Raw genomic sequence first — 24793 nt, forward strand, 5'->3', positions numbered from 1 at the left:
GGCAATCGATTCAACATTGGATTGCCATCATTTACCTCAGCCCTCGGCAAACTCGCGCAACACCTTGCCATCCATGCGATAGCGCACCCACTCTTCCTGCGGCTGCGCGCCAAGGGATTTGTAGAATTCGATGGCCGGGGTGTTCCAGTCGAGTACGCTCCATTCGAAGCGTCCGCAGTCGTTGGCGCAGGCGATTTTCGCCAGGTGTCGCAACAGGGTTTTGCCGGCACCGCCGCCGCGTTGTTCGGGGGTGATGTAGAGGTCTTCGAGGTACAGGCAGTTGCTGCCCAGCCAGGTCGAATAGCTGAAGAAGAACACCGCGAAACCGATCGGCACTCCGTCACGCAGGCAGATCAGGCCGTGGGCGGTGGCGCCTTCGCTGAACAGGCTGCGCTCGATGTCGGTGACGCTGGCGATCACTTCGTGGCGGGCCTTTTCGAAATCTGCCAGTTCGGTGATGAAGGCGAGGATTTGCGGAGCATCGCTGGGGGTCGCCGGGCGGATTTCGATCGTCATGGACGGGCCTTGTCGGAAAATGGAAAGCGCCATACTAAGGCCGGATGCGGCGCTCGTCACATGGCAATACACAACCTGTCTAGTACAGTGGCGAGGGGATTTATCCCCGATGGGGCGCGAAGCGGCCCTGACCAAGGGGACTGCTGCGCAGTCCATCGGGGATAAATCCCCTCGCCACAGAAGCTCAACTCAACTTGAAAGAACACTTATGCCTGCCAGCGTTTTTGCCCCTCTGATCACCCTCGCCAGCGAACTGCTGCCCCACGCCCTCGAACCCTCCGACGACGGCGCCCACGACCTCGCTCACCTGCAACGGGTCTGGCACAACGTGCGCACCTTGCAGGCCGAGGAAGGTGGTGACGTTGAAGTGCTGCTCGCCGCTGTGTTGCTGCACGACTGCGTGGCTGTCGAGAAGAACTCGCCGCTGCGCTCGCAGGCTTCGCGCCTCGCCGCAGAGAAAGCCGCAAACGTGCTGGCTGAACTGGATTGGCACGAAAGCAAAATCGCCGCTGTCGCCCACGCCATCGAAGCCCACAGTTTTTCCGCCAACATCACCCCGCTCACCCTTGAGGCGAAGCTCGTCCAGGACGCTGACCGGCTCGATTCATTAGGCATGCTCGGCGTCGCCCGTACCTTCTACGTCGCCGGGCGCATGGGCAGTGCGCTGTACGACCCGCTCGACCCCGAAGCCAAAGCACGCGACTACGACGACAAACGTTTTTGTCTCGATCATTTCCAGACCAAACTGTTGCACCTCGCCAAGGGTTTCCAGACCAGAGCCGGTCAGCGGCTGGCGCAGATCCGTCATCAGCGCCTGCAGGGCTTCATGGAGCAATTCAAGGAGGAAATCGGTATCGCCTGAAGCCGTTACTCCGGTGCGCAGCGATCCTGACTTCAGCAAGCTCGGACCTAACCCGCGCCCATGGCATGTTAGATAGATGACGCTCAACTCTTCCGGTCAAGGAATCGCGTCATGCCGCCAGCAACACCCCAGGTCTCGGGCCGACTGTTCGGCCTGTTCTGCCTCGCCAGTTATCTGTTGTCGCTGTCCTACGGCTCAACGTTTTTGCTGTCGTTGCTGATCGGCTCGCGCGGCGGTAATGAGCACGACGCCGGCAGTGTGATCAGTGCGGCGATGCTCAGTACATTCGTCGCCGTGCTGGTGTCCGGGCACCTGTCTGACCTGCTCGGTGCGGCGCGTTCGATTGCCTTGTTCGGCCTGTTGCTGGTGGCGGCGAGTCTGGGTTTTGCGCTAACGCCGGGGTTCGGTGATCTGCTGCTGTTTTTCGGTTTACTGCTGGGTTTGGGCTGGGGCGTTTTCTACACGTTGGGGCCGATCATCGTCGCCAGTCTGGTGAGTCCGGCGCAACGGGCGAAATACTTTGCCTTGTTGTCCGGCAGCATGATGACCGGAATCGGCAGCGGGCCGTTGCTCGGGCGGGCAGCCAGTGCCTTGGGCCTGCCGCTGACCTCGGCGTTTTATCTGGCCGCGCTGGCGAGCCTGATCGGCGTGCTGCTGTTCTGGCAACTCGGCGCAAAACTGAAAAGCGCACAGGCCACAACGGCTGCAAAAATCACCTGGCAAGCGACCACTCAAGTGCTCGGATCGCGCGCCCTGTTTCCGATCATCATGGTCGGTTTGGGTGGCTGCGTGTTCGGCGGGCTGTCGAGCTTCCAGACCAGTTACGCCGCCGCCCACTCGCTGGACTACTCGTTGTTTTTCCTTGGTTTCATGAGCGCGGCGATCAGCAGCCGGATGTTGATCGCAGGCTTTGTGGTCAAGCGTGATCCGCTGTGGGCCTCGTGCCTGCTATCGGGGTTGATGCTGGGCTCGATCGTGCTGTTCGCGTTCGGCGTACACAGTGGCTTCAGCTATCTGCTGGCGGCGGTCATGCTCGGTGTCGGTTATGGCCTGACATATTCGGTGATCAACGGCCTCGCCGCCAACGAGGCGCCCCACGGCACCACGTCCCAGGCACTGCTGCTGTTCAGTCTTTCGTACTTCATTGGAGTGTTCGGTTTCCCATTATTGGCCGGGAAAATCATCGTCGACCAAGGCCTGTCGACGCTGTTGCTCACCGTGCTGAGCGTGGCGCTGACGAACTGGCTGATCACGGTTGGCCGTTTGCTCTGGCGGCGCCCTCCTTTCAACCCTGTGCAGGCAAGCTAGACCGTTCGTCGTTCATCAGGCACCAATCCAGTTCAAGGGCAGACCAACGACAGGTAAGGATTCCAATCACTGGAGAAACCCTATGATCTCGTCAAGGTTGACTGCCCTCGTTTTCAGCGCCCTGCTCTGCCCAGCGGCTTTTGCCGCCACCGCAGCAGGCACCGGCCCGACCGATCCGGTTCCACCGCCACGCGCGCCCGCCATCAATAGTGCTCCCGGCATGAACACCGATGGCTCCGGCGTTCCCTTGATCAATCAACCGCCCGCCACGGGCACTGATCCGCGCACCCAAGGCAGTGATCCCGGCCGCCAGGGTGGCATGAACACCCCCGACTCCCCCGCTACACCCGATAGCGCCGGCCCTGGCATGGGCTCGAAAACCACCACCGGTGGTTCGGGCTCCGAAGGCACCGGTCAGTAGTTCGCCGACGCGAGCGTCCTATTCACATCCATGAAGAGGTAACCATGAACGTCGATAAAAACCTGGAAAAAGAAGTCCTCACCCGTCTGCTACACGCCCATCCGAGCGGACTGGGCAAAGAGGTGCTGGACAACTATCGCGGTGAGAAAGTCGTGGCCAGCACCCTCGCCGCCCTGCAGGATCGCGGGCTGATCCACCACGGTCATGTGACCTGCAACGAGGCCGGCGAACACTCGTTGAACCTGCCGATCAAGCTTAGCGCCGCCGGTGTAGAAGCGGCGCGCAAACTGGATCTGCAGTAACGTCCCGGCCGTTCGCTGCCTGCGCGGGGAACGGCCACATCTGCCTGCAACAGGAGCAATCCCCATGGCTCGTGGAAGCAAAGACAAATACACCGCCGAGCAGAAGCGCAAGGCGCAGCACATTGAAGACAGCTACGAGAACAAAGGCCTGTCCAGGGACGCTGCCGAGGCCCGTGCCTGGGCCACGGTGAACAAACAGTCGGGCGGTGGCGAAAAGGCCGGCGGCTCCGGGCGCAAGAAACCGGCGAGCGCCAAGTCCGAGGATCGCAAGGAATCATCGCGGCGCGCGGTGGCCAGTCGTGAGGGGCATGCGCGTGACAGCAAGGCTTCGCGGGAAGTGCAGACCGTGGACAGTTTGAGGAAAGAGGCGCGGGCGAAACAGATTCCAGGACGTTCGTCGATGCGTAAGCAGGAGTTGATCGAGGCGTTGCGCAAGGCTGGCTGATATCTGTATTGGTGCTTATGGCCCCTTCGCGAGCAGGCTCGCTTCCACAGGGAGGGTTGTGAACGACGCAAATCCAATGTGGGAGCGAGCCTGCTCGCGAAAGCGGTAGATCAGGCGCCGCCGGAATCGAGGATAAACGCATCCACCTCTGCCTCCCCCGGCGAAGTCGCCGGCCCCCAGCGCGTCACCGCGATAGCCGCTGCCGCATTCGCACGCCGCGCCGCTTCATGGGCAGACAAACCCTGCGCCAATCCCGCGACGAATACCCCGGCATGGGCATCACCCGCGCCGTTGCTGTCGACTGCTTTCACGGCGAACCCCGGTACATGCCGACGCTCGCCGCGCTGGTGGATCCAGCAACCCTGCGGCCCGTCGCGCACCACCATCAGCACGTCATCGGGCAGATGCTCGGCCAGGCGATCCAGGGCATCACTGATGTCCGCAGCTGCGGTGAAGCGCAGCGCCTCGACGCTGTTGCTGGTCCACACATCGATGCGCGGCAACAGGGCCTGCATCAACACCGAGTCCGGCGACTCGACCAAGGGGCCCGGATCGAACACCACGTTGATCGTATCCGGCAGCGCCAGCGTCCAGTCCAGCAGCGCCTGCGCCTTGCCGGCGTGGAGCAGGCTGTAGCCGCTGACGTAGACGTAATCGCCAACCTCGGCCGCCACGCTGTTCAGGTCGTCTTGCGTGACCTCGCCTTCAGCGCCGATGTAGGAAATGAAACTGCGCTCGGCCGACGCATCGGTCAGCGCCACGCATATCCCTGTGTCGCGTTGCGCAGGCGTTTTGATCCCGATGTGGATGCCCTCTTCATTCATCGCCTGGCGCGCCAGGTCGCCGAAACGCCCACTGCCATGGCGGCCGAGATAAACCACCGGCAAGCCATTGCGCACGGCAGCGGCCATCACGTTGAAACCACCGCCGGCCTCGAAACCGGCCGACTTCGCCAGCACATCGCCGCCGACTTGCGGCAGCTGATCCACAGCCATGATCAGGTCGATGATGACCTGGCCGGTGTGCAACATCTTAGGCATGAGCATTCTCGACTTGCGCGGCGCGGCGATCTTTCGCCCCGCCGAGGACCCAGTAAATGCCACCGGCGACCACGAAAGTCACGATCCAGCCCAGACCGTTGTGACCCAGCCAGGAGTCGGACAGGAAACCCTTGAACCAGACGTTCTCGGCGGTGGTACCGATGGTGGTGAAACTGAAACCGAGCACGATGGCAATCGCCCACGCGCCGAATGCGCGCCACTCGATGCCGCCGCTGTACCAATAGGCGCTGCTCGGACTGACGTCGAGCAGGTCTTTGGAGCTGTAGTAGTGACGGTGAATCAGGTCGACCACGAAGATCCCGACCCACGCGGTAATCGGCACCGCCAGCAGCGAAATGAAGGTGATGAACGGGCCGTAAAAGCTGTCGGCGATCAGCATGAAGTAGATCGAACCGGCAAAGATCGCGACGATATCCACCACCACCGCATAAACGCGTTTGACCTTCAGGCCCAGGGTCAACGTGGTCAGACCGGCGGAGTACACCGAGAGATTGTTCGACAACAGCAGGCCACCGAATGCGGTGATCAGGTACGGCACCGCCATCCACGTCGGCAGCATGTCGCGGATCGCCACGATCGGATCCGTCGCCGACGCCAGGTCATTGTTGCCCACCGACAGCAGGCCGCCGAGGGTGATCAGCAGCACCAGCGGAATCCCCGCGCCGAATGCCGCCGACGCGACCAGACGCACGGCTTTGACGCTGCGATGCTGATAACGCGACATGTCGGCACCGGCGTTGGCCCAGCCGATCCCGGTGCCTGCAGCCATGGTGCCAATGCCGATGATCATCGCGCTCATCGGCGCGGGTGTAGCGTTGAACACAGCGCTCCAGTCGATGGTCGCGCAGAGGAAGCCGCCAACCAGAATATTCAGCGCACCGAACACATAGGTCGCCCACTTCTGGATTACTAGCAGGGTCGCATGGCCAAGGCCGGAAACCGACAGGGTCAGCAAAACGAAAATCGCAATGAAGATCAGCGTCAGCACGGGTGCGCTTTTCGCTTCAACCGGGGAGCCGAACAGGATTGAGCAAAGCGACAGCAACACGAATGCCGCCGTGGTGGTGTTGACGGTTTCCCAGCCCAGACGCGACATCAGCGAGACCAGCGTCGGGCCGATGTTGCCGCGTACGCCGAAGATCGCGCGCGACAAGGTCAGGCTCGGTGCACGGCCACGACGGCCGGCAATCGAGATGATCCCCACCACCGCGAACGAACCGGCTGCACCGATGATCGCGACGATGATCGCCTGCCAGATCGCCAGCCCGCGAAACGCCACCAGCGTGGCGCCCAGCGGCAGACCGAGAATGGAAATGTTGGCCGCGAACCAGACCCAGAACAATTGCAGCGGATGGCCGTTGCACTCGGCTTCCGGCACCGGTTCGATACCCCGGGTTTCCAGTTGCCCGGCGCTTTGCCCGGCGTTTGATGAACTCATGAACAGTGCTCCTGTTTGCCTTTATTGTGGTTGTGGCAATGATGCAGTACGACAAGACATCCCGGCCTTCCTCGGCCTGTCTGCGCGATCCATTGCGGGTTGAAAATTCGAAATTTGCGGTGCGGCCTTCGCGAGCAGGCTCTCTCCCACAGGTTCCGTGTAATCCCTGTGGGAGAGAGCCTGCTCGCGAAAGCGTCAGCCCGATCAGCGCAAAGCCAACAGCCCCTGCACCAACGGCTCAAGCTCCAGATGATTGACCGCTTTCACCGTGGCAATCATCGGCGCCGGCCAGCTCTCAAGGCCCAGGCAGGCCCCGAGCATGGCGCCAAGTATCGCCGCGATGGTGTCGGTGTCACCGCCCAGGCTGGCGGCCATGCACAACGCATCGAACGCGCTCATCTCACCCACCGCCACTTGCTGCGCCAGGGCGAACGACACCACCACCGACTCCTGCGATGCCACCGACGTGCCGATCACGTCGTACAGCAAGTCCGCCAGCAGCGCCTTGTCACTGTCGACGCTGATGCTGCGCGCCCAACTGATGCGCGAAGCGATACGCCCGCCGGCGACCCAGTGCCCGTGTGCCTCGGCCTGTTGTGCAATCTGCTGGCCGAGGTTCAACGCCTCGCCCAGGTCCATGCCGTTGATTCCGGCCGAGACCACTGCCGCCACCGCCGCCGCACTGGAAATCCCCAGCGTGGTGTTGTGGGTGACCTGACAGGCCTGCACCACGGCCGCGATGAAACGCTGTGGATCAGCCACGTCCGCCGCGATACCCACCGGGGTGATGCGCATCGCCGCGCCGTTGGTGGTGCCATAGCGCCCGGCCTCCTCTGGCGAGTGGCCGGCGAGGATCATTTCAATGGCGCGTTTGGTCGATGGGCCGAGCAGGTCCTGCGAACCCTTGGCCTGCATCTCGGCTTCCCACTCGATCAGCCGTTGGGCGAGCACCGCCGGCTCGATCCGGCCCTTGCCTTCGAGCAGCAATTGGCCGACCAGAATCGCCTGTTCGGTGTCATCGGTGATCGAACCTTTGGGCATGTTGGCGGCGATCGGTTGCAGGGGCCCTGCGTCCTGCAGATCAGTGATCCGGCCGAAGCGGGTCTTGATCGTTTCGCGGTTCAGCGATTGCGTCGGCATGCCCAGCGCATCACCGAGGGCCAGGCCATAAAACGCACCGAGGGCACGGTTGAGCGCGGTCATTTCGATTCTCCAAATTGCAGGTGCAGGCGGAAATGCACCGGGTCGAGCAGGCTTTCGACCTGCTCCATGAAACGGTTCCGCCGGTCGTAAGTGGTGCGCAGGGCCTTGAGGAAAACGGTGCCAACCGGGCGCCCGAGCAGTTCGGCATCTTCGGCATTCAGCGGTTCGGCGCCGATCCACTGATCGCCGCGCTCGCCGATGTAGCCGTAGGCGGCCAGGGTGATGGTCAGCGAGTTGTCGATCAGACCGACGCGCGGCAGGCTTTCCAGGCCGCCGGTGGCCGGCATCAACGAGCGTTCGAGGGACACCAGCGTGCCGTCGTTGGAGCGACGACGGCGGTCGAGGGTGATGAATTGGTCGGTGCCCAAACGCGAGAGCAGGTCGGGCCGGGTCACGGCTTGCAGACGCAACACTTCGGTGTTGATCAGCGCCCCGCTGTCGGCCAGCGCCTGCGCCCAGCCGCTGCGCTGGTCGAGCACCACACCGTCGAACGTGACGATGGAGCCGACGCCGCTTTGCGTGGCGATGTAGTTGCGCCGTTTCAGTTCGGCCAGCGCTTCGCGCAACGTGCCACGGCTGACGTTAAATTCCTGAGCCAACTGATGCTCGCCGGGCAACAGAAAGCCGTCCTCCATGAGGCCGCTTTCGATGCGCCGGACGAGCTCGTCGACCACCCGTTGTTTCTTGTCAAATCGTACCTGTCTAATCATGTACAAAGTGATACCCGAAACGGGCATTGGCGAGCAAGGAAAATTTAGAGGTAGTGACGAAAGGCGGCAGAATCAAAAGCCCCTCACCCTAGCCCTCTCCCGGAGGGAGAGGGGACTGAATGGGGGATATTTGGGAGATACATCGACCTGAAAGTGCTTTGCCGAATCCATAATCGACGAGAACTTTCAGGTCGACGGATCACGCAAGACACCTCGGTCGGCCCCCTCTCCCTCCGGGAGAGGGCTGGGGTGAGGGTAGCTTTTGACTCAACGTTGTTTGAGGCGGTCGATGACCACCGCCAACAGCAGAATCGAACCGCGAATCACATACTGGTAAAACGTGTCGATGTTCTTCAGGTTCATCGCATTCTCGATGATCGCCAGAATCAGCACCCCGGCAATCACGTGCCGGATCATGCCGATCCCGCCACTCAGCGACACCCCGCCCAGCACACACGCCGAGATCACGGTCAACTCGAAACCCTGGCCGATCATCGGCTGCCCGGAGGTCATGCGCGAGGCAAGGATCACCCCGGCCAGCGCACCGATCACGCCGTGCACAGCGAAGATGATGATCTTGGTCCGGTCAACGTTGACCCCGGCGAGCAGCGCTGCTTCCTGGTTGCCGCCGATGGCCATGGTATTGCGCCCGTAGGTGGTGTAGTTCAGCAGCCAGCCGAAAAACAGGAAGCAGACGATGGTGATCAGGATCGGCACCGGCACACCGAACAACTGACCGTTGCCGAAGACGAAGAACGATTCCTGTGACACGCCCACCGCTTTGCCGTTGGCAAAGATATAGGCCAGACCACGGACGATCTGCATCGTCGCCAACGTGGTGATCAGCGCATTGACCCGCAGCTTGGCAATCACGATGCCGTTGATCAGCCCGACAATCAGGCCCATCACCAACGCCGCGCTGACGCCGAGGAACACGCTGTTGGTGTCGCGCATCACCACCGCCGCGACCACCCCGGCGCAGGCGATCACCGAGCCCACCGACAAGTCGAAATGCCCCGACGCCAGGCAGTACAGCATGGTGCACGCGGCGATGCCGGTGGTGGAAATCGCCAGGCCCAGCCCGCGCATGTTCAGTGGCGAAAGGAAGTTGTCGATCAGCAAGGTGCAGGCGACGAAGATGCCGATGGCCGCCAGCAGCATGACCCAGTCGTCGAGGAAGCGCCGCAGGTCCAGCGGTTTGCGGGGAGTCGGCAGCGCCTTGTTTTGGATGGTCATCATGTTCACCTCTCAGTTCGCCACGCCGTCAGCGCGATGGCGCGGCAAAGCCAGTTGCAGCAGGTTGGATTCATTGGCTTGATCGCGGCTGACTTCGCCGCGCAGCGCGCCTTCGCAGAGCACCAGAATGCGGTCGGAAATGCCCATCACCTCCATGAGGTCGCTGGACACCACAATCACCGAGATGCCGTCGGCAGCCAGGTTATGGATGATCTGGTAGATCTCGGCCTTGGCGCCGATGTCGATGCCACGGGTGGGTTCGTCGAGCAGCAAGACCTTCATCGGCATCGACAGCCAGCGGCCGAGAATGGCCTTCTGCTGGTTGCCGCCGGAAAGGAATTTGATCTGCTGGCCGGCGTGCGGGGTTTTGACTTTCAGCGCCTTGATCTGCTTGTCGGCGTTGCCCTTCTCCCACAGCCCGCGCAGCAGGCAGCCGAGGCTGGCGTTGGCACCGCGCGCGCTGATGTTGATGTTCTCGGCGACGCTGGCCAGCGGGATGATCCCCTCCTTCTTGCGGTCCTCGGGGCACAGCAGGATCCCGGCGGCAATCGCGTCGCGCGGCGAACGCAGCTTCAGTTCATGGCCGCGCAATTCCAGGCGTCCGGCGGTGTTGCGTTCGAGCCCGCTGAGCAGCCGGAACAATTCCGTGCGCCCAGCCCCGACCAGGCCGAACAGCCCGAGAATCTCGCCCTTGTGCGCTTCGAAACTCACCGGCTCGCGCAGTCCCGGGCCGAGCAAACCGTCGACCTTCAGCGCTACCGCGCCGCGTGGACGACTGCGGTAATCGTAGATGTCCTGAATGTCGCGCCCGACCATGCAGGTCACCAGTTGATCGTGGGTCAACTGGCTCATGTCGTCGAAGGTGCGCACGTAACGGCCATCCTTGAACACCGTCACCGCGTCGCAGATGCGGAACACTTCTTCCATGCGATGCGAGACGTAGAGCACCACTTTGCCCTCATCGCGCAAGCGGCTGATGATCGCCATCAAACGGTCGATCTCGCGGGCCGAGAGGCTGCTGGTCGGCTCATCGAAGGCGATCACATGCGCGCCACGGGACAGCGCCTTGGCGATTTCCACCAGTTGCCGCTGGCCGAGCGACAGGCGCCCGACCTTGGTTTGCGGATCGATTTCATCGGCCAGGCCCTTGAGGCAGGCCAGAGCGTTCTGACGCAGGGCGCTGCGATTGATCAGGCCGAAACTGGCCGGCAGGTGGCCGAGAAACAGGTTCTCGGCCACGCTCATTTCCGGCACCAGATGCAGCTCCTGGTGAATCACCGCGACGCCGCTGCCGATGCTGTCGGCCGTCGACTTGAAGGCCATGGTCTGCTCGCCGATCTGCAACTCGCCGCTGCTGGGGATGTAGGCCCCGCCAAGGATTTTCAGCAGGGTCGACTTGCCGGCGCCGTTCTCGCCCATCAGGGCGTGGACCTGCCCCGGATGGGCGACGAAGCTGATCGCGTCCAGTGCCTTGACCCCGGGAAAGGTCTTGCCGATCCCGTTGAAGCGCAGGCTGCCGCCGCTGCTGTTTTCATGTGTCTGTACTTGCGCGTGCATCTGAGTCACCTCTTCACACCGATCGAGCAGCCATCAATTCCACAGGCCGATTTTTTCCAGCTCTTGCTTGAAGTTCTCTCGGGTGATCAGGGTGACGTCGTCCATCGCCGTGTACTTCGGCGGCTCTTTGCCGGTGGTGACCCACTCGTACATCATCTCGGCCGTCTTGTAGCCTTCGATGTGCGGGCTCGGCAGCATCGAACCGAAGAAACCGCTGTTGGGCTTTTTCAGCTCGCCGATGGCGTCGGTGCCGTTGATGCCAATACCGATCACATTGGCCGCGGCGAACCCGGCGGCTTCAGTGGCGCGCACGCCGCCGAGCACCGTGTTGTCGTTCATGCCGCCGATGATCAGGTTCTTCGCCGCACTGGGCAGCTTGACCAGCGCCGAGTTGGTGGCGTCCATGCTGCCCGGCACGTCGAGGGTCTTGAGTGCCGCGAACAGGATGTGATCCTTCGGCAGGCCGGCGTCTTCCAGGGATTTGACCGAGCCGTCGGTGCGTTTCTTGCCGGTGTCGAGTTCGTTGTAGGTATTGACCACCGCGTAGGTGTCTTTCCAGTCCCAGTTGCGTTTCTTCGCTTCGGCGACCATCGCGTTGCCCTGCTTCTGGCCGACCTCGAACGCGGCCATGCCGAGGTATGGCACGTCTTCCATGAACTTGCCGTTGGCGTCGACGAAACGGTCGTCCACGGCGATCACCTTGAGATCATTGAGTTTGGCTTTGGCCATGATCGCCGGGCCGAGCGACACGTCCGGCGGGCAGATCACGAAGCCCTTGGCGCCGTTGGCGGCGAGGCTGTCGATGGCCGAGAGGGTTTTCTCGCCGTCCGGCACGGCGATCTTGATCAGTTCGAAGCCTTTGTCCTTGGCGGCTTTTTCAGCGAAGGCCCACTCGGTCTGGAACCACGGCTCTTCAGCCTGTTTGACCAGAAAGCCGATTTTCACGGTGTCGGCAGCCAGCAGCGAGCTGCTCAGACTGAACGCGGTGACCGCCAGCGCGGCACTGCACAGGGTACGAATCCCGAAACGACGTTTCATAAGCTGACTCCTTGTTATTTTTCTTGAGCGTTATTTGAAAAGCGTTAAAGCGTGTTCCTGCGATCTGGAGCAAAAATAGTCATATCGTATGATGATTGGATTTCAGGCGGATTCATCCGCCGCAAAGCCGATCCGCTCAGTCGTGGTACATCACCGAGCGGCCACCATCGATGGTGATGCACGAAGCGTTGATGAACGGCGCTTCATCACTGGCCAGAAACACTGCGGTCATCGCCACTTCGATCGGCTGGCCGATGCGTTTCGGCGGGTGCAGATCGAACGCGCGCTGACGCTCGGCGTGCGGGTCGGCAAAGCCGTTCCAGTAGTCGACGTTCAGTTGCGTCTCGATGTAGCCGGGAGCGATGGCGTTGACCCGAACGCCCTTCGGCGCGTATTCGATGCCCAGCGCTCGGGTCAGACCGAGCAGGCCGTGCTTGGCCACCGGATAAGGAAAGCAGCCAGGAATGATGTGCGTAGAATGGGTCGAAGCGATGTTGATGATGCTGCCGACACCTTGCTCGATCATCTGCGGCAGCACGGCTTTGCAGCCATACCAGGCGCCGTCCAGGTCGATGGCGAAGCAACGATGCCAGTCTTCTTCGGTCATTTGCAGCGGATCACGGAACACGTTGACCCCGGCGCAGTTGACCAGCACGTCGATGCGCCCGTGCAGCTCGATCGCCAGTTTGGCCATGGCGTGCAGGTCTTGCTGGCGCGAGACGTCGGCTTTGATCGCCTGCACGTCGGCACCCTGCTCGCGCCAGTGGGCGGCGACCTTCTCGACTTTCTCCGCCTGAATATCGCTGATCACCAATCTGGCCTGCTGCGAGGCGAAGGTGGCGACGATTGCCTCGCCGATGCCTTGGGCGGCACCGGTCAGCAGCACCACTTTGTTTTTCAGACGCTCGCCCTTCGGCGGCGCGGGCACCGAAGGCAAGGAAAGAGGTTCAGCCATGGATCAGGACTCCTGTTCGTAAGCACAAAAAAACCGGGCATCTGACGATGTCCGGTCTGGAAGACTGTGAAAACAAAACAGGCAGGCGCGGCGAGCGACGCCGGGCCGTTGCGAGACGCTGACTCCGCTGGGGAGTGCGATAGAGATTCGCTGCATCACTTCACCTGTTTTGTTCTTTTTAAGTGTGAGTGCGTGTTACTGCTGGAGCCGACTATAAACCCGACCGCCGAATAATCTCAATATATAATTTTGCATCCCATATTCTGGGATTTAACCCGCGAACCGCGTGCAGAGTTTGCCCGGCACATCGACCCGCAGCGACAGCACCGCGCCATCCATTGCATGACTGTGCGGACTCTGGGCGCTGGTGATGTACAGGGTTTTCAGGTCTTCGCCGCCGAACACACAGCTGGTCGGCCGGCTGACGGGCAGATCGATTTTGCGGTCGATTTGCCCCTCGGGCGTCAGGCGCAGCAGGCATCTGCCGTCCCACCGGGCGTTCCACACATAACCTTCAGCGTCCATCGCCGAACCGTCCGGGCCGCCCTGCCCGTCTGCGCCGTACCAGAGCTCGGCGTTGCCGAGATTGCCGTCGGTGTGAATGAAATAGCGATTGAGCGTCCCGTCGAGACTGTCGCCGAACAGCAGCGTGGTGCCGTCGTCGCTCCACAGCAGCGTGTTGGGAATCCCCAGCCCACGCAGCAACGGCGTGACGTGCTGGTCTGGATCGATGCGGAACAAGCCACCGGAGCGGCGCACGACCGGCAGGTCTTCGCCGTGGTCGCCGATGTTGTTCTGCATGGTGCCGAGCCACAGTCGGCCCTGAGGGTCGCAGCGCGCTTCGTTGGGCCGATTGCCCGGTTGCGGGTCGGCGATGCAGAACAGTGTCAAACGTGGCTCAAGGCCCGGAGAGTCAAGGTCCAGTCGGTACACGCCGCTGCTCAGGGTCACCAGCGCATCGCCACTGGCGCAGGGGATGAACGCGGAAACGTGCTCGGGCATCTGCCAGATCTGCACGTTGTTGCCGATCAGCCGCAGCGCCTGCCGGCCGGCGATATCGACCCAGTACAGCGCCTGGGTGGGGGCGTCCCAGAATGGGCCTTCACCGAGTCTGGCGCGGTGTTGGGTTACGGCGGTCCACGTCATGTTGAATCCTTCATGTTGTTGTTTTAACTGTAGGAGTGAGCCTGCTCGCGATGGCGGTGGTTCAGTCAACGTTGCTTTTTCTGGTACGACGCCATTGCGAGCAGGCTCACTCCTACAGCGGGATTTGTGTTTTCAACTGGCTTTCTTGTCGGCCATCACCTGTGGGTAGAAGCGTTTGATTGCCAGGTCGGCGTTGTCGATCAGGGTCATGCAGGCCCACACGCCACGCGCAGCATCCCGGGCGGCAATGGCGTCGGCCATGTCCTTGTGGATCGGCAAGGTGCGGCGCAATTCGTCGGGGTCGGCGGCGGACACTTCAAACGATACGGCGAGCAAAGCGCCGAGGGCCGGGACCATTTGTTCGATGAACTGATTGTGGCTGGCCGCCAGAATGCATTCGTGGAAGGCTTGGTCGGCACGGTTGTAATCAATGCCGCTGTCGACAGCTCGCTCCAGCGCGTTGTAGGCCAGTTGCACGGCCTGGATCTGTTCAAGGCTGGCGCGCTCACAGGCCCAGCGCACGGCCATCGGTTCGATGGTGCGCCGCAGGTCGAGCAGGTCATCGACGAAGTTTTCCGGCAGACCGTTGCGTGACAGCCAACCGACGACTTGCGGATCGAACAGGTTCCAGCGCCGCACCGGCAACACCCGGGTGCCGACTTTCGGCCCGACTTCGAGCATGCCTTTGGCGACGAGGGTTTTGATCGCTTCGCGGATCACGGTACGGCTGACGCCGAGTTGCTGGCCCAGATCCGCCTCGACCTTGATCGCCTGCCCCGGTTTGACCTGGCCGGCGGCGATCCAGCCGCCCAGCCAATCGACCGTTGATGCATGAAAGCTGCTGGACATGAAGACCTCAAAGCGGTTCGCGATGGGTGTTCACGCTAATCATCATATGATTAACAGTCAATCAGGATTTTCTGCTCAAACACAAACCCCTGTAGGGGGGGGCGTGTCAGGGTTCGAGGCCGATGCGGAAGAACTCGCCGCCACTCCACACACCCAGCCAGCGCTGCCCGTCGATTTCGCGGCTGACCGCCAGCTCCACCAGTTGATAGAACACATTGCGGTGAATCAGCGCTTCGAGGTTAGTGCGTATATGCAAGTAGGGCGCGGGTTCCTGGGTCGCCGGGTCGATCTCGACGCGGATCGGATGTTGCGGTCCGGCCTCGGCGGTCTCTTCGACATTGGTGGTGAAACGCAGCACCTGCGCCTCGCCCTCACCTTCGACTTCCACGGCAATCGCCACGAACGGCGCGTCGTCGACCTTGATCCCGACCTTTTCGACCGGAGTAATCAGGAAATAATCATCGCCGTCGCGGCGAATGATGGTGGAGAACAACTTGACCATCGGCTTGCGCCCGATCGGCGTGCCCAGGTAATACCAGGTGCCGTCGCGGGCGATGCGCATGTCGATGTCACCGCAGAAGTCCGGGTTCCACAAGTGCACCGGCGGCAGGCCTTTGGTTTTCGGGATCTGTCCCAACAGGTCATTGGCTTTTTGCGGGCCACTCATGGCGTTCTCCTTTGAATTATTGGTCGCCGACTCCCAACAGGCTGCGCGCGTATTGCGCCAGCGGCGGGCCGATCAGGTCTTCAGGCTTGTTGTCGTGGAACGTCAGTAAACCGCCACGACTCTTGATCCGTGCAGTATCAATCAAATACTGGGTGCTGGTCTCGATCAACATGATCTGAATCACGCCGCCGTCGATGCCCAGACGGTCCACGGCTTCCTGATCGAGCCACTCATCGGAGTTGCCGATACGGTCGTCAGCCTTGGCGAAACGGGTGTACAGCAGGTAGTGAGCGCCGGCATCACGGGCTTCGCCCATGGCTTGATCGAGGCCTTCCGGAGCCCGGGCGCGCCGGACCATCGGGAAGTACTCGACAAAGCCCTTGAAGGCTTCTTCGGCGACCACGTTCGGGCGCGGGTAGGAACCACCCGGCGGTGCGAACGCGCCCTGGGCGATGTAGATGAACGAATCCGGCTGAATGCGGAAGTTGTTCACCCGGCGGCTGTCACTGTGATCCAGCAGACCCGCGTCGCTCATCTGATAGCGAGTGCCTTCGGCCATATCGCTGACAGTCATACAGCCGCCAAGCGCCAAAACGGCCAGCAGCAAAACCAGGCTACGCATCCTCATCCTCCAGAAGCCGGTGACGGAAAACCGGCGAATGGCCGTAGGATGCAGCTTTTGCGCCAGCTCAGTATTTTCGTTGAATTACAAAACGCCTTCGCGAGCAAGCCCGCTCCCACTCTGGAATGCGTTCCAGGGTGGGAGCGGGCTTGCTCGCGAAGACTATTGTTCAGCCGCCGATGATTTTCATGATGGTTGCGCCACCAGAGAACGCCACTTCCTGCTTGTCGCCCAAGGCCTTGACCAGCAAGCGCTGCAACGCCGGTAATGCCTGATGGCGCGGTTTGTCGAGCAGATCGCCGACATAGTGGCGGTTGCTCGACGACAGGCAGCCATGCAGCCAGCCGGTCGACGACAGTCGCAAGCGTGAGCACGTACGGCAGAACGGCACGCTTTCGTTGGCGATCACGCCGAAATGACCGACGCCCGGGATCGCATAGCGCACGGCTGTGGCGTCCACCGGCGCATCGGCCTGGGCGTACTCGTAGCGCTCGCCGATCAGGCTGAGCAGTTGCTGCAGGCTGACGAACTGTTGCAGGAAGGCATTGGAGTCGGTGGCGAGATGGCCCATGCGCATCAACTCGATGAAGCGCAACTCGTAGCCACGTTCCAGGCAGTAATCGAGCAGCGGCATGACCTGATCCAGGTTCTGCCCGCGCAACGGCACCATGTTGACCTTGATCTTCAGTCCCGCCGCTTTCGCCTGGTCCATGCCATCGAGCACGGTCGCCAGATCGCCGCCACGGGCGATGCTGCGGAACGCACCGGCGTCGAGGGTATCGAGCGACACGTTGATCCGACGCAGACCGGCATCCACCAGCAGCGGCAGTTTTTTCGCCAGGAGTTGACCGTTGGTGGTCAGACTAATGTCTTCCAGGCCCATCTTGCCGACGGCGCTCATGAAAGATTCGAGTTTGGGGCTGACCAGCGGCTCACCGCCGGTAATCCGCAATCGCTCGATGCCGGCAGCTTCAATCAGATAGGCCACGCCGCGTGCCATGGCCTCGGCCGACAGCTCATCCTGCGCAGCCACCAGCCGCTTGCCGTTGGGCACGCAGTAGGTACAGGCGTAATTGCAGGCTGAAGTCAGGCTGATGCGCAAATTGCGAAAACGCCTGCCTTGACGGTCAACGATCATGATCACTCCGGCGATAGAATTTCGAGCCGCTAAAACTTGACTCACAAATCAAGTTTTAGCAAGCCCTATGCCTGAGTATATTCCTGCGATACTGCGTCATGTAGCGAAATCATGGCGCAATAAGGCCGCTGAATGATTCAGCTGCTCGGGGTTTCCGGATCACGCTTGCGCTTGTTGCCCATGCGCACGCCGATGTCCATCAGGAACTGGAAGAAACCTTCCTGATCTTCCAGCACGTTGCTCCAGAACGGCGAGTGATACAGCGCCACCGCGCCGTGCACCAGCGCCCAGGACGCGCAGTAGTGGAAGTACGGCGGCACGTCTTCGAGCTTGCCTTCGCTGATCCGGCCCTTGATGAGCAAGGTCAGGCGTTCGAAGTTCGAGGCACGGATCTTGTGCAGCTCCTCGACCATTTCCGGCACCTGATTGCCTTTCACGACCTTCTCTTCGAGACGGTCGAACAGGCGATAGCGCTGCGGGTCGCGCATGCGGAATTCGAAGTAGGCGCGGGACAGCGCTTCCTTGTCCTTGTCGACATCGGCCGAATGCAACAGCTCATTCAAATCGCGCTCGTAATCGAGCATCAGGCGCAGATAGATCTCGGCCTTGGATTTGAAGTGCTTGTAGATCGTGCCTTTGCCGATACCCACGGCATCAGCAATCATCTCGACGGTGACACTGTCTTCACCTTGTTCGAGGAACAGCTTGAGCGCGGTATCGAGAATTTCTTGCTCGCGGCGACGAAACTCACGGACCTTACGAGGTTCTTTGTGCATAAGAAAAGGTCTGTAGGGGTCAAAATTCGAAGCCGCGTATTATGCCTAACTTGCGCAAAAATGCACGGATCATCCGACCATATCTGTGTTTCTTGTTCATTTTGCGAACGCCAAGGGTGCAATGAGAACTCAACTGAAGCGAACGTATTCCAAATTTGTTTAAAAACCCCGACCGCTCAACTGGACTGAACGCCAGACTGATCAATACTTGAACTGTCGGACGGCATCTCCCCCAAGTGCCGTGCCGATAAAGGTACCAAGGGACCGCGTGCCTTTGTTTTACTCCTAATGGTCTTAACCCGGATTCACCCCCCAGAACCCGGGTTTTTTTTGCCTGCGATTTGGCTTGTCTGCGAGAGCTGGGCTGCTCGCGATGGCCATTTCGCACTCAAGCAGATTTAACACTCGCCAGCGGGAACAACCGCTTGAAGTTTTCTGTGGTCTGCTCGGCGAATCGCTCGTAGCTTTCCCCGCGCAACATCGCCAGGAACTCCGCCACTTCACGCACGTACTGCGGCAGGTTCGGCTTGCCCCGATAAGGGATCGGCGCCAGGTAGGGCGAATCGGTCTCCACCAGCAACCGGTCGGCCGGTACTTTGCTTGCCACATCACGCAAGGCGTCGGCGTTGCGGAAGGTGACGATGCCCGACAGGGAGATGTAATAGCCCATGTCCAGCGCGACCTTGGCCATGTCCCAGTCTTCGGTGAAGCAATGCAGCACACCGGCCTGGGGCAGCGCAGCCTCGCGCAGCAGTTCCAGGGTATCGGCGCGGGCGCCACGGGTATGGATGATCACCGGTTTGCCGGTCTGCTGGCCGGCTTGCAGGTGCAGACGGAAGGATTCCTGCTGCAATTGGGCGGCTTGCGGCTCGTAGTGGTAATCCAGGCCGGTTTCGCCGATCGCCACCACTTTCGGATGATTGAGTTCGTGCAGCAACCAATCCAGCGCGGGCGCCGCGCCCGGTTGCACATCCAGCGGATGCACGCCGACCGAGCAATCGACGTCGGCATAGCGCTCGGCGAGGGCTTTGACATCAGCGGCGTTGTCGGCGCTGACGCCGATACACAGGAAGTGCCCTACCCCACGCTGGCGGGCGGCATCGAGTGCAGCATCCAGCGAGCCGTCATGGGCGGCGAGGTCGAGGCGATCAAGGTGACAATGGGAATCTACGAGCATAAAAGGACTGCAACTTACATCGTATGAGTGGGACGGTCGGACTTCAGGGCTCCGGCCAGATGGGTTTCGATGCGACTGCGGGCGGTGTTGTCGCCTTCATTGAATTGCACGCCGACTCCGGCGGCACGATTGCCCTGCGCGCCCTTGGGGGTGATCCAGGCGACCTTGCCGGCCACCGGAATCTTCTCCGCCTCGTCCATCAGATTGAGCAGCATGAACACCTCATCGCCCAACTTGTAGCTTTTGTTGGTCGGGATGAACAGGCCACCGTTCTTGATGAACGGCATATAGGCAGCGTACAGCACCGACTTGTCCTTGATGGTCAGGGACAGGATGCCGTTGCGCGGCCCCGGGCTCATGGGTTCATTCATGTTGACCTCCACTGCTGATGTTCAGAGTCTAGGCGCACACAGTCGTTTCGGGAGGCGATTACCGTTGGCCCGGCAAACTCACCCATTGCACCAACAACGCTTCCAGCAGCAAGGCTGGATTGAGGTTGGCTTTGCTCAGGACTTTCTGCCGCTGAGCGAGAATCCAGTCCTGAATATCGAGGACTTTGCCCTGCGCGCTTTTCTGCGCCAGGTACTGCACCACTTTGCGCATGTCCGTCAGACCGAGGCCGCTTTCATCCTGAGTCAGTTGATAACGCAGGATCAGGCTCGACCAGTCGCAGAACCAGTCGAACAAACGCAGCATCGGGATGTTTTTCCATTCCTCGGCCAGTTGCGTCGGCGACTGCTGTTGCTTGAGCAGCTTTTTCACCCCTTCGACCACCTGCGCACGCTGTTCGCGCACGCCCTGGGCCTGCAGGCTGACCGCCGCCAGTGGCGAACCGGCCGCCAGCGTCAGCAGCTCGATACGCTCCTCTGCTGAGCACTCCGGCAGCGCCTGTGCCAGCCATTGCAGGCTCACCGTCTCACTCGGCAACGGGCATGCCTGCTGCACGCAGCGGCTCTTGATCGTCGGCAACAAACGGCTCGGCTGGTGGCTGACCAGCAACAGCACGGTATTGCCCGAAGGCTCTTCGAGGCTCTTGAGCAAGGCGTTGGCGGCGTTGATGTTCATCGACTCCACCGGTTCGATCAGTACCACCTTGCGCCCGCCCAACTGCGCGGTCTGCACCACGAAACTGACCAGATCACGGACCTGATCGACCTTGATCGCCTTGTCGGCTTCTTCCGGCTCAAGGATGTAGTTGTCCGGGTGACTGCCGGCCTTGAGCAACAGGCAGGATTTGCACTCGCCGCAGGCCTCGGGCGTCGGGCGCTGACACAGCAGGCTGGCCATCAGCCGCTCGGCCAACGCACGCTTGCCAATCCCGGCCGGGCCGTGCAGCAGATACGCGTGGGCGTGCTGACTACGTCCGGCCAACTGCTGCCAGAGGCTGTCTTGCCATGGATAGGCCTCAGCCACGGGCCAGCTCCAGCAAATTCGGCAGCAAGGTATCCAGCGATTGTTGAACTTTGGCCAACGGCTGGCCGGCGTCGATACGCACATAACGCGCAGGATCGGCTTCAGCGCGTTTCAGAAACGCATTGCGCACCGCCTCGAAGAACGCCCGGCCTTCCAGCTCGAAACGATCCAGCCGTCCACGAGCACTGGCGCGGGCCAGACCGATTTCCACCGGCAGATCGAAAATCAGCGTCAGGTCCGGGCGCAGGTCGCCCTGAACGAACGTCTCCAGCGCAGCGATGCGCTCCAGCGACAAACCGCGACCGCCGCCCTGATAGGCATACGTCGAGTCGGTAAACCGATCGCACAGCACCACCGCGCCACGGGCCAGTGCCGGGCGAATCACCTCGGCCAGATGCTGGGCACGGGCGGCGAACACCAGCAACAACTCGGTGTCGGGGTTCATGACTTCGTCGGCCGGGGCCAGCAACACATCGCGAATGCGCTCGGCCAGCGGCGTGCCGCCGGGTTCGCGGGTCAGCACCACTTCGATACCTTGCGCGCGCAGACGCTCGGCGAGGTACTCGCGGTTGGTGCTCTTGCCGGCGCCTTCCGGGCCTTCCAGGGTAATAAACAAGCCAGTCACAGGCAGTCCTTAGTCAAAGTCATTGCGCGTTCTGCGGTGCTGCCGCGCCAGGCTCGGCAGCAGGCACCGGGGCTGGCGCAGGATCCTGAGGCGGAACCTGCGGCAGCGATTCCGGCGCGGTGTCGGGGGACGCTGCGGGGATCGCTTCTTCGGTGGCCGTGGCCGGAGCGGCCGGCGCATTCGCCGGCGCCGGGCTGGAGCGGTAATCGGCACGGCGCTTGAGCTGGAACTCACGCACCGCACTGTTGTGCGCATCCAGGTCATCGGAGAACACATGGCTACCGTCGCCACGGGCGACGAAATACAGGCTGTTGCCTTCCACCGGATTGAGCGCGGCATGAATCGCCTCGCGGCCGACCATGGCAATCGGCGTCGGCGGCAATCCGGGAATCACATAAGTGTTATACGGCGTAGGCTCTTTGAGATGCGCGCGAGTCAATTTGCCGGTGTAGCGATCGCCCAGGCCATAGATCACGGTCGGATCGGTCTGCAACTGCATGCCCAGCGCCATACGGCGCACGAACACGCCAGCAATCTGCCCGCGCTCCTGTGGAACGCCGGTTTCCTTCTCCACCAGCGAGGCCATGATCAGCGCCTGATAAGGCTCGCTGTACGGCGCGTCGGCCGAGCGATTTTCCCACTCCTTGGCCAACACCTCGTCCAGGCGATCGAAGGCTTTCTTCAGCAATTCGACGTCGGAGACTCCGCGCACGAAGCGGTAGGTGTCCGGAAAGAAACGACCTTCCGGGAACAGTCCGCGATGGCCGATTTTCTCCATCACGTCGCTGTCGCTCATGCCCTTGAGGGTCTGCTCGATCTTTTCATCTTTTGCCAGGGCGGCGCGGACCTGATGGAAGTTCCAGCCCTCGACCAGCGTCAGGCTGTACTGCACCACTTCGCCACGCTTCCACAGGTCGATCAGACCGTTGACGGTCATGCCCGGCTGCATGCGGTATTCGCCACTATGGATCGGCGTACCGGCCAGATTGAAGCGCCAATAGATACGCAACCAGAAGGCGTCCTTGATGACCCCATCGGTTTCGAGTTCAAGGAAGGTACGGGTCGGCGTCGAGCCCTTCGGCACATCCAGCAGTTCTTCCTGCGTGATGTTCAGGGGCTGTTCCAGCGCCGAATGAATTTTCCAGGCGCTGGTGCCCATCAGCAGCCCTGCCAGAACCAGTCCGGTTTCCAGCAGCAGCAAGAGTTTACGTCTCACGAATCAGGCATCCAGTAGGGCGCGGGAAATGGTTTGCAGTTTACGGGTGAGCGGGCCAACCGGCCAGCTCAGCGCAGCGTAGGCGCGTACCGGCCAGACGCCATACACGCTGTTGCAAATAAAGACTTCATCAGCCCATTGCAGCTGTTCGAGGCTGATGTCGGTGATTTGAGTGGGGATGGCCAATGACTCGGCCTGAAACAATATTTCAGCACGCATCACACCGGCCACGCCACAGCGCTTCAGATCCGGGGTAATCAGCACGCCGTCGCGCACCAGAAACAGGTTGCTGAACACGCCTTCGATGACACGTCCAACCTGATCGAGCATCAAGCCTTCGGCATGTTCGCTGTCGCGCCATTCGGCACGGGCGAGCACTTGCTCCAGACGATTCAGATGCTTGAGCCCGGCCAGCAATGGCTGGTTCGACAGCCGTGTGACACAGGGAAACAGGCGTATGCCTTGCTCGCCATGCACGGCAGGATAAACCGCAGGAGGATTGCCTTGCAGAATGCGTCGGCCCGGCGCCGCTGGATCAGCCGCGTAGCCACGCAAGCCGTCACCCCGGGTGAGAATGAGCTTGAGCACACCCTCGCCCATCGCTGCCGCATAGCTCAGCAGCTCTTGGCGAACCAGCTCGATATCAGTCGCGATGGCCAGGCGCGCGCAGCCATCGGCCAAACGCATCAGGTGACGGTCCAGCAAGATGGGCTGGCCGCCCTGCACGGCGATGGTCTCGAACAGCCCATCGCCGTAAGCCAGGCCGCGATCTTTCAGCGACAGAGCGTCAGCCGGCTGACCGTCGACCCAGCTGTCCATCAGCCGGCGAACCGGCGGAACGCCAACGTGCCGTTGGTGCCGCCAAAGCCGAAGGAGTTGGACAGTACGACGTCGATGTCCATGTTGCGCGCAGTGTGCGGCACGAAATCGAGATCGCAGCCTTCATCCGGCTCATCGAGGTTGATGGTTGGCGGTGCCACCTGGCTGTTGATCGCCAGCACACTGAAGATCGCCTCGACCGCGCCCGCCGCACCCAACAGGTGACCGGTCATCGACTTGGTGGAGCTGACCGCCAGTTTGTAGGCGTGATCACCGAACACGCTCTTGAGCGCATTGGCTTCGGCGAGGTCGCCGGCCGGCGTCGAGGTGCCGTGGGCGTTGATGTACTGTACCTGGTCGATGTTGATTTTCGCATCGCGCAGGGCATTGGTGATGCAGCGGGCGGCACCGGCGCCATCGGCAGGTGGCGAGGTCATGTGGAACGCATCGCCGCTGGTGCCGAAACCGATCAGTTCGGCATAGATGGTCGCACCGCGCGCCTTGGCGTGCTCGAGCTCTTCGAGTACCAGCGCACCGGCACCGTCGGACAGCACGAAGCCATCACGACCCTTGTCCCATGGACGGCTGGCGCGGGTCGGCTCGTCATTGCGGGTCGACAGTGCACGGGACGCGCCGAAGCCGCCCATGCCCAGACCGCACGCGGCCATCTCGGCACCGCCGGCAATCATCACGTCGGCTTCGTCGTACATGATGTTGCGCGCCGCCATGCCAATGCAGTGCGTACCGGTGGTACAGGCAGTGGCAATGGCGTAGTTAGGTCCCTGTGCACCCAGATGGATGGACAGAAAACCGGAAATCATATTGATGATCGAGCCTGGCACGAAGAATGGCGAGATTCGACGAGGGCCCGTCTCATGCAGAGTACGGCTGGTTTCCTCGATGTTGGTCAGACCGCCGATCCCCGAACCCATGGCCACGCCAATGCGCTCACGGTTGGCGTCGGTGACTTCCAGACCTGCGTTGCGAACAGCCTGAAAACCCGCGGCCAGACCGTACTGAATGAACAGATCGAGCTTGCGTGCTTCCTTGACCGACAGGTATTCCTCGACATTGAAGCCCTTTACCGAGCCGCCAAAACGGGTGGAATAGGCAGAAAGGTCGGTGTGTTCGATCAGACCAATGCCACTGCGGCCAGCCAGAATGCCCTGCCAACTGCTCGGCACATCTGTGCCCAGTGGCGACAACATACCCATACCGGTGACTACGACGCGTCTACGCGACACAGCACTCTCCTTTTTCAAATGACGACTTTGCATCAGGCCTAAAGAAAAA

27 protein-coding genes are annotated in these 24793 nt (G+C 61.4%); 5 read left to right on the plus strand and 22 right to left on the minus strand.

The window, feature by feature from the left end; genetic code table 11:
• Nucleotides 1–36: 36 nt before the first annotated feature.
• Nucleotides 37–516, minus strand: a complete 480-nt coding sequence (locus QMK55_RS05120; protein WP_003226995.1) for a GNAT family N-acetyltransferase — start codon at nucleotides 514–516, stop codon at nucleotides 37–39.
• A 208-nt stretch (nucleotides 517–724) separates the two neighbouring features.
• Here QMK55_RS05120 and QMK55_RS05125 point away from each other — a divergent pair, with 208 nt between their 5' ends.
• From QMK55_RS05125 to QMK55_RS05145, 5 genes are all read left to right on the plus strand, one after another.
• The gene (locus tag QMK55_RS05125) at nucleotides 725–1378 is read left to right on the plus strand and encodes an HD domain-containing protein (RefSeq protein WP_102354129.1); all 654 of its coding nucleotides are present in this window, start codon (nucleotides 725–727) and stop codon (nucleotides 1376–1378) included.
• A gap of 111 nt (nucleotides 1379–1489) precedes the next feature.
• On the plus strand, nucleotides 1490–2686 hold the full coding sequence (locus tag QMK55_RS05130) for an MFS transporter (protein WP_320328792.1): 1197 nt from the start codon (nucleotides 1490–1492) through the stop codon (nucleotides 2684–2686).
• 82 nt (nucleotides 2687–2768) lie between these two features.
• Complete coding sequence (locus QMK55_RS05135; RefSeq protein WP_102354131.1) at nucleotides 2769–3107, plus strand: hypothetical protein; 339 nt, start codon at nucleotides 2769–2771, stop codon at nucleotides 3105–3107.
• 44 nt (nucleotides 3108–3151) lie between these two features.
• Nucleotides 3152–3409, plus strand: coding sequence for a hypothetical protein (locus QMK55_RS05140; RefSeq protein ID WP_102354132.1), 258 nt, complete (start codon nucleotides 3152–3154; stop codon nucleotides 3407–3409).
• A gap of 64 nt (nucleotides 3410–3473) precedes the next feature.
• Entirely contained in the window at nucleotides 3474–3854 is a 381-nt protein-coding gene (locus QMK55_RS05145) for a Rho termination factor N-terminal domain-containing protein (RefSeq protein ID WP_102354133.1), read from the plus strand.
• Between the two features lie 110 nt (nucleotides 3855–3964).
• Here QMK55_RS05145 and QMK55_RS05150 read toward each other — a convergent pair whose 3' ends face one another.
• The 21 genes from QMK55_RS05150 to fabF all read right to left on the minus strand — a co-directional run bounded on the left by QMK55_RS05150 (nucleotide 3965) and on the right by fabF (nucleotide 24744).
• Entirely contained in the window at nucleotides 3965–4894 is a 930-nt protein-coding gene (locus QMK55_RS05150; protein WP_320328793.1) for a PfkB family carbohydrate kinase, read from the minus strand.
• Nucleotides 4887–6353: a purine-cytosine permease family protein gene (locus tag QMK55_RS05155; RefSeq protein WP_320328794.1), complete on the minus strand. Its 1467-nt coding sequence runs from the start codon at nucleotides 6351–6353 to the stop codon at nucleotides 4887–4889. The genes QMK55_RS05150 and QMK55_RS05155 overlap by 8 nt, the downstream gene beginning before the upstream one ends.
• Nucleotides 6354–6557: 204 nt before the next feature.
• Complete coding sequence (locus QMK55_RS05160) at nucleotides 6558–7556, minus strand: ADP-ribosylglycohydrolase family protein (protein ID WP_025113032.1); 999 nt, start codon at nucleotides 7554–7556, stop codon at nucleotides 6558–6560.
• A complete protein-coding gene (locus QMK55_RS05165) occupies nucleotides 7553–8266 on the minus strand; it encodes a GntR family transcriptional regulator (RefSeq protein ID WP_102354136.1) in 714 nt (237 codons plus the stop codon). The genes QMK55_RS05160 and QMK55_RS05165 overlap by 4 nt, the downstream gene beginning before the upstream one ends.
• 267 nt (nucleotides 8267–8533) lie before the next feature.
• A complete protein-coding gene (gene araH, locus QMK55_RS05170; RefSeq protein ID WP_027612371.1) occupies nucleotides 8534–9502 on the minus strand; it encodes an L-arabinose ABC transporter permease AraH in 969 nt (322 codons plus the stop codon).
• A 12-nt stretch (nucleotides 9503–9514) separates the two neighbouring features.
• Entirely contained in the window at nucleotides 9515–11059 is a 1545-nt protein-coding gene (araG, locus tag QMK55_RS05175) for an L-arabinose ABC transporter ATP-binding protein AraG (RefSeq protein ID WP_320328795.1), read from the minus strand.
• A 33-nt stretch (nucleotides 11060–11092) separates the two neighbouring features.
• Nucleotides 11093–12097: a substrate-binding domain-containing protein gene (locus QMK55_RS05180; RefSeq protein WP_025113028.1), complete on the minus strand. Its 1005-nt coding sequence runs from the start codon at nucleotides 12095–12097 to the stop codon at nucleotides 11093–11095.
• A 136-nt stretch (nucleotides 12098–12233) separates the two neighbouring features.
• A complete protein-coding gene (locus tag QMK55_RS05185; RefSeq protein ID WP_102355415.1) occupies nucleotides 12234–13052 on the minus strand; it encodes an SDR family oxidoreductase in 819 nt (272 codons plus the stop codon).
• 270 nt (nucleotides 13053–13322) lie between these two features.
• Nucleotides 13323–14198: an SMP-30/gluconolactonase/LRE family protein gene (locus tag QMK55_RS05190; RefSeq protein ID WP_320328796.1), complete on the minus strand. Its 876-nt coding sequence runs from the start codon at nucleotides 14196–14198 to the stop codon at nucleotides 13323–13325.
• A gap of 132 nt (nucleotides 14199–14330) precedes the next feature.
• On the minus strand, nucleotides 14331–15047 hold the full coding sequence (locus tag QMK55_RS05195) for a FadR/GntR family transcriptional regulator (protein WP_102355413.1): 717 nt from the start codon (nucleotides 15045–15047) through the stop codon (nucleotides 14331–14333).
• Nucleotides 15048–15153: 106 nt separating this feature from the next.
• Nucleotides 15154–15714: a DUF1285 domain-containing protein gene (locus tag QMK55_RS05200; protein WP_320328797.1), complete on the minus strand. Its 561-nt coding sequence runs from the start codon at nucleotides 15712–15714 to the stop codon at nucleotides 15154–15156.
• 16 nt (nucleotides 15715–15730) lie between these two features.
• Nucleotides 15731–16336, minus strand: coding sequence for a DUF4823 domain-containing protein (locus tag QMK55_RS05205; RefSeq protein ID WP_007967613.1), 606 nt, complete (start codon nucleotides 16334–16336; stop codon nucleotides 15731–15733).
• A 169-nt stretch (nucleotides 16337–16505) separates the two neighbouring features.
• Nucleotides 16506–17474 (minus strand): GTP 3',8-cyclase MoaA, encoded by a 969-nt coding sequence (locus QMK55_RS05210; RefSeq protein WP_025113022.1) that lies wholly within the window; start codon nucleotides 17472–17474, stop codon nucleotides 16506–16508.
• A gap of 137 nt (nucleotides 17475–17611) precedes the next feature.
• Entirely contained in the window at nucleotides 17612–18250 is a 639-nt protein-coding gene (locus QMK55_RS05215; protein ID WP_007950805.1) for a TetR/AcrR family transcriptional regulator, read from the minus strand.
• Between the two features lie 388 nt (nucleotides 18251–18638).
• On the minus strand, nucleotides 18639–19427 hold the full coding sequence (locus QMK55_RS05220; protein ID WP_320328798.1) for a TatD family hydrolase: 789 nt from the start codon (nucleotides 19425–19427) through the stop codon (nucleotides 18639–18641).
• 14 nt (nucleotides 19428–19441) lie between these two features.
• Nucleotides 19442–19798: a PilZ domain-containing protein gene (locus tag QMK55_RS05225; RefSeq protein ID WP_025113020.1), complete on the minus strand. Its 357-nt coding sequence runs from the start codon at nucleotides 19796–19798 to the stop codon at nucleotides 19442–19444.
• A gap of 58 nt (nucleotides 19799–19856) precedes the next feature.
• Nucleotides 19857–20840, minus strand: a complete 984-nt coding sequence (locus QMK55_RS05230; RefSeq protein ID WP_102355410.1) for a DNA polymerase III subunit delta' — start codon at nucleotides 20838–20840, stop codon at nucleotides 19857–19859.
• Nucleotides 20833–21465, minus strand: a complete 633-nt coding sequence (gene tmk, locus QMK55_RS05235; protein ID WP_102355409.1) for a dTMP kinase — start codon at nucleotides 21463–21465, stop codon at nucleotides 20833–20835. The genes QMK55_RS05230 and tmk overlap by 8 nt, the downstream gene beginning before the upstream one ends.
• Before the next feature lie 19 nt (nucleotides 21466–21484).
• The gene (gene mltG / locus QMK55_RS05240) at nucleotides 21485–22681 is read right to left on the minus strand and encodes an endolytic transglycosylase MltG (RefSeq protein ID WP_320328799.1); all 1197 of its coding nucleotides are present in this window, start codon (nucleotides 22679–22681) and stop codon (nucleotides 21485–21487) included.
• A 3-nt stretch (nucleotides 22682–22684) separates the two neighbouring features.
• The gene (gene pabC / locus QMK55_RS05245; RefSeq protein WP_102355407.1) at nucleotides 22685–23500 is read right to left on the minus strand and encodes an aminodeoxychorismate lyase; all 816 of its coding nucleotides are present in this window, start codon (nucleotides 23498–23500) and stop codon (nucleotides 22685–22687) included.
• Nucleotides 23500–24744, minus strand: coding sequence for a beta-ketoacyl-ACP synthase II (gene fabF / locus QMK55_RS05250; protein ID WP_025113015.1), 1245 nt, complete (start codon nucleotides 24742–24744; stop codon nucleotides 23500–23502). Before fabF ends, pabC begins: the two co-directional genes overlap by 1 nt.
• Nucleotides 24745–24793: the final 49 nt, after the last annotated feature.

Origin of the sequence: Pseudomonas sp. P8_229 (assembly GCF_034008635.1) — a bacterium.
Taxonomy (GTDB): Bacteria; Pseudomonadota; Gammaproteobacteria; order Pseudomonadales; family Pseudomonadaceae; genus Aquipseudomonas.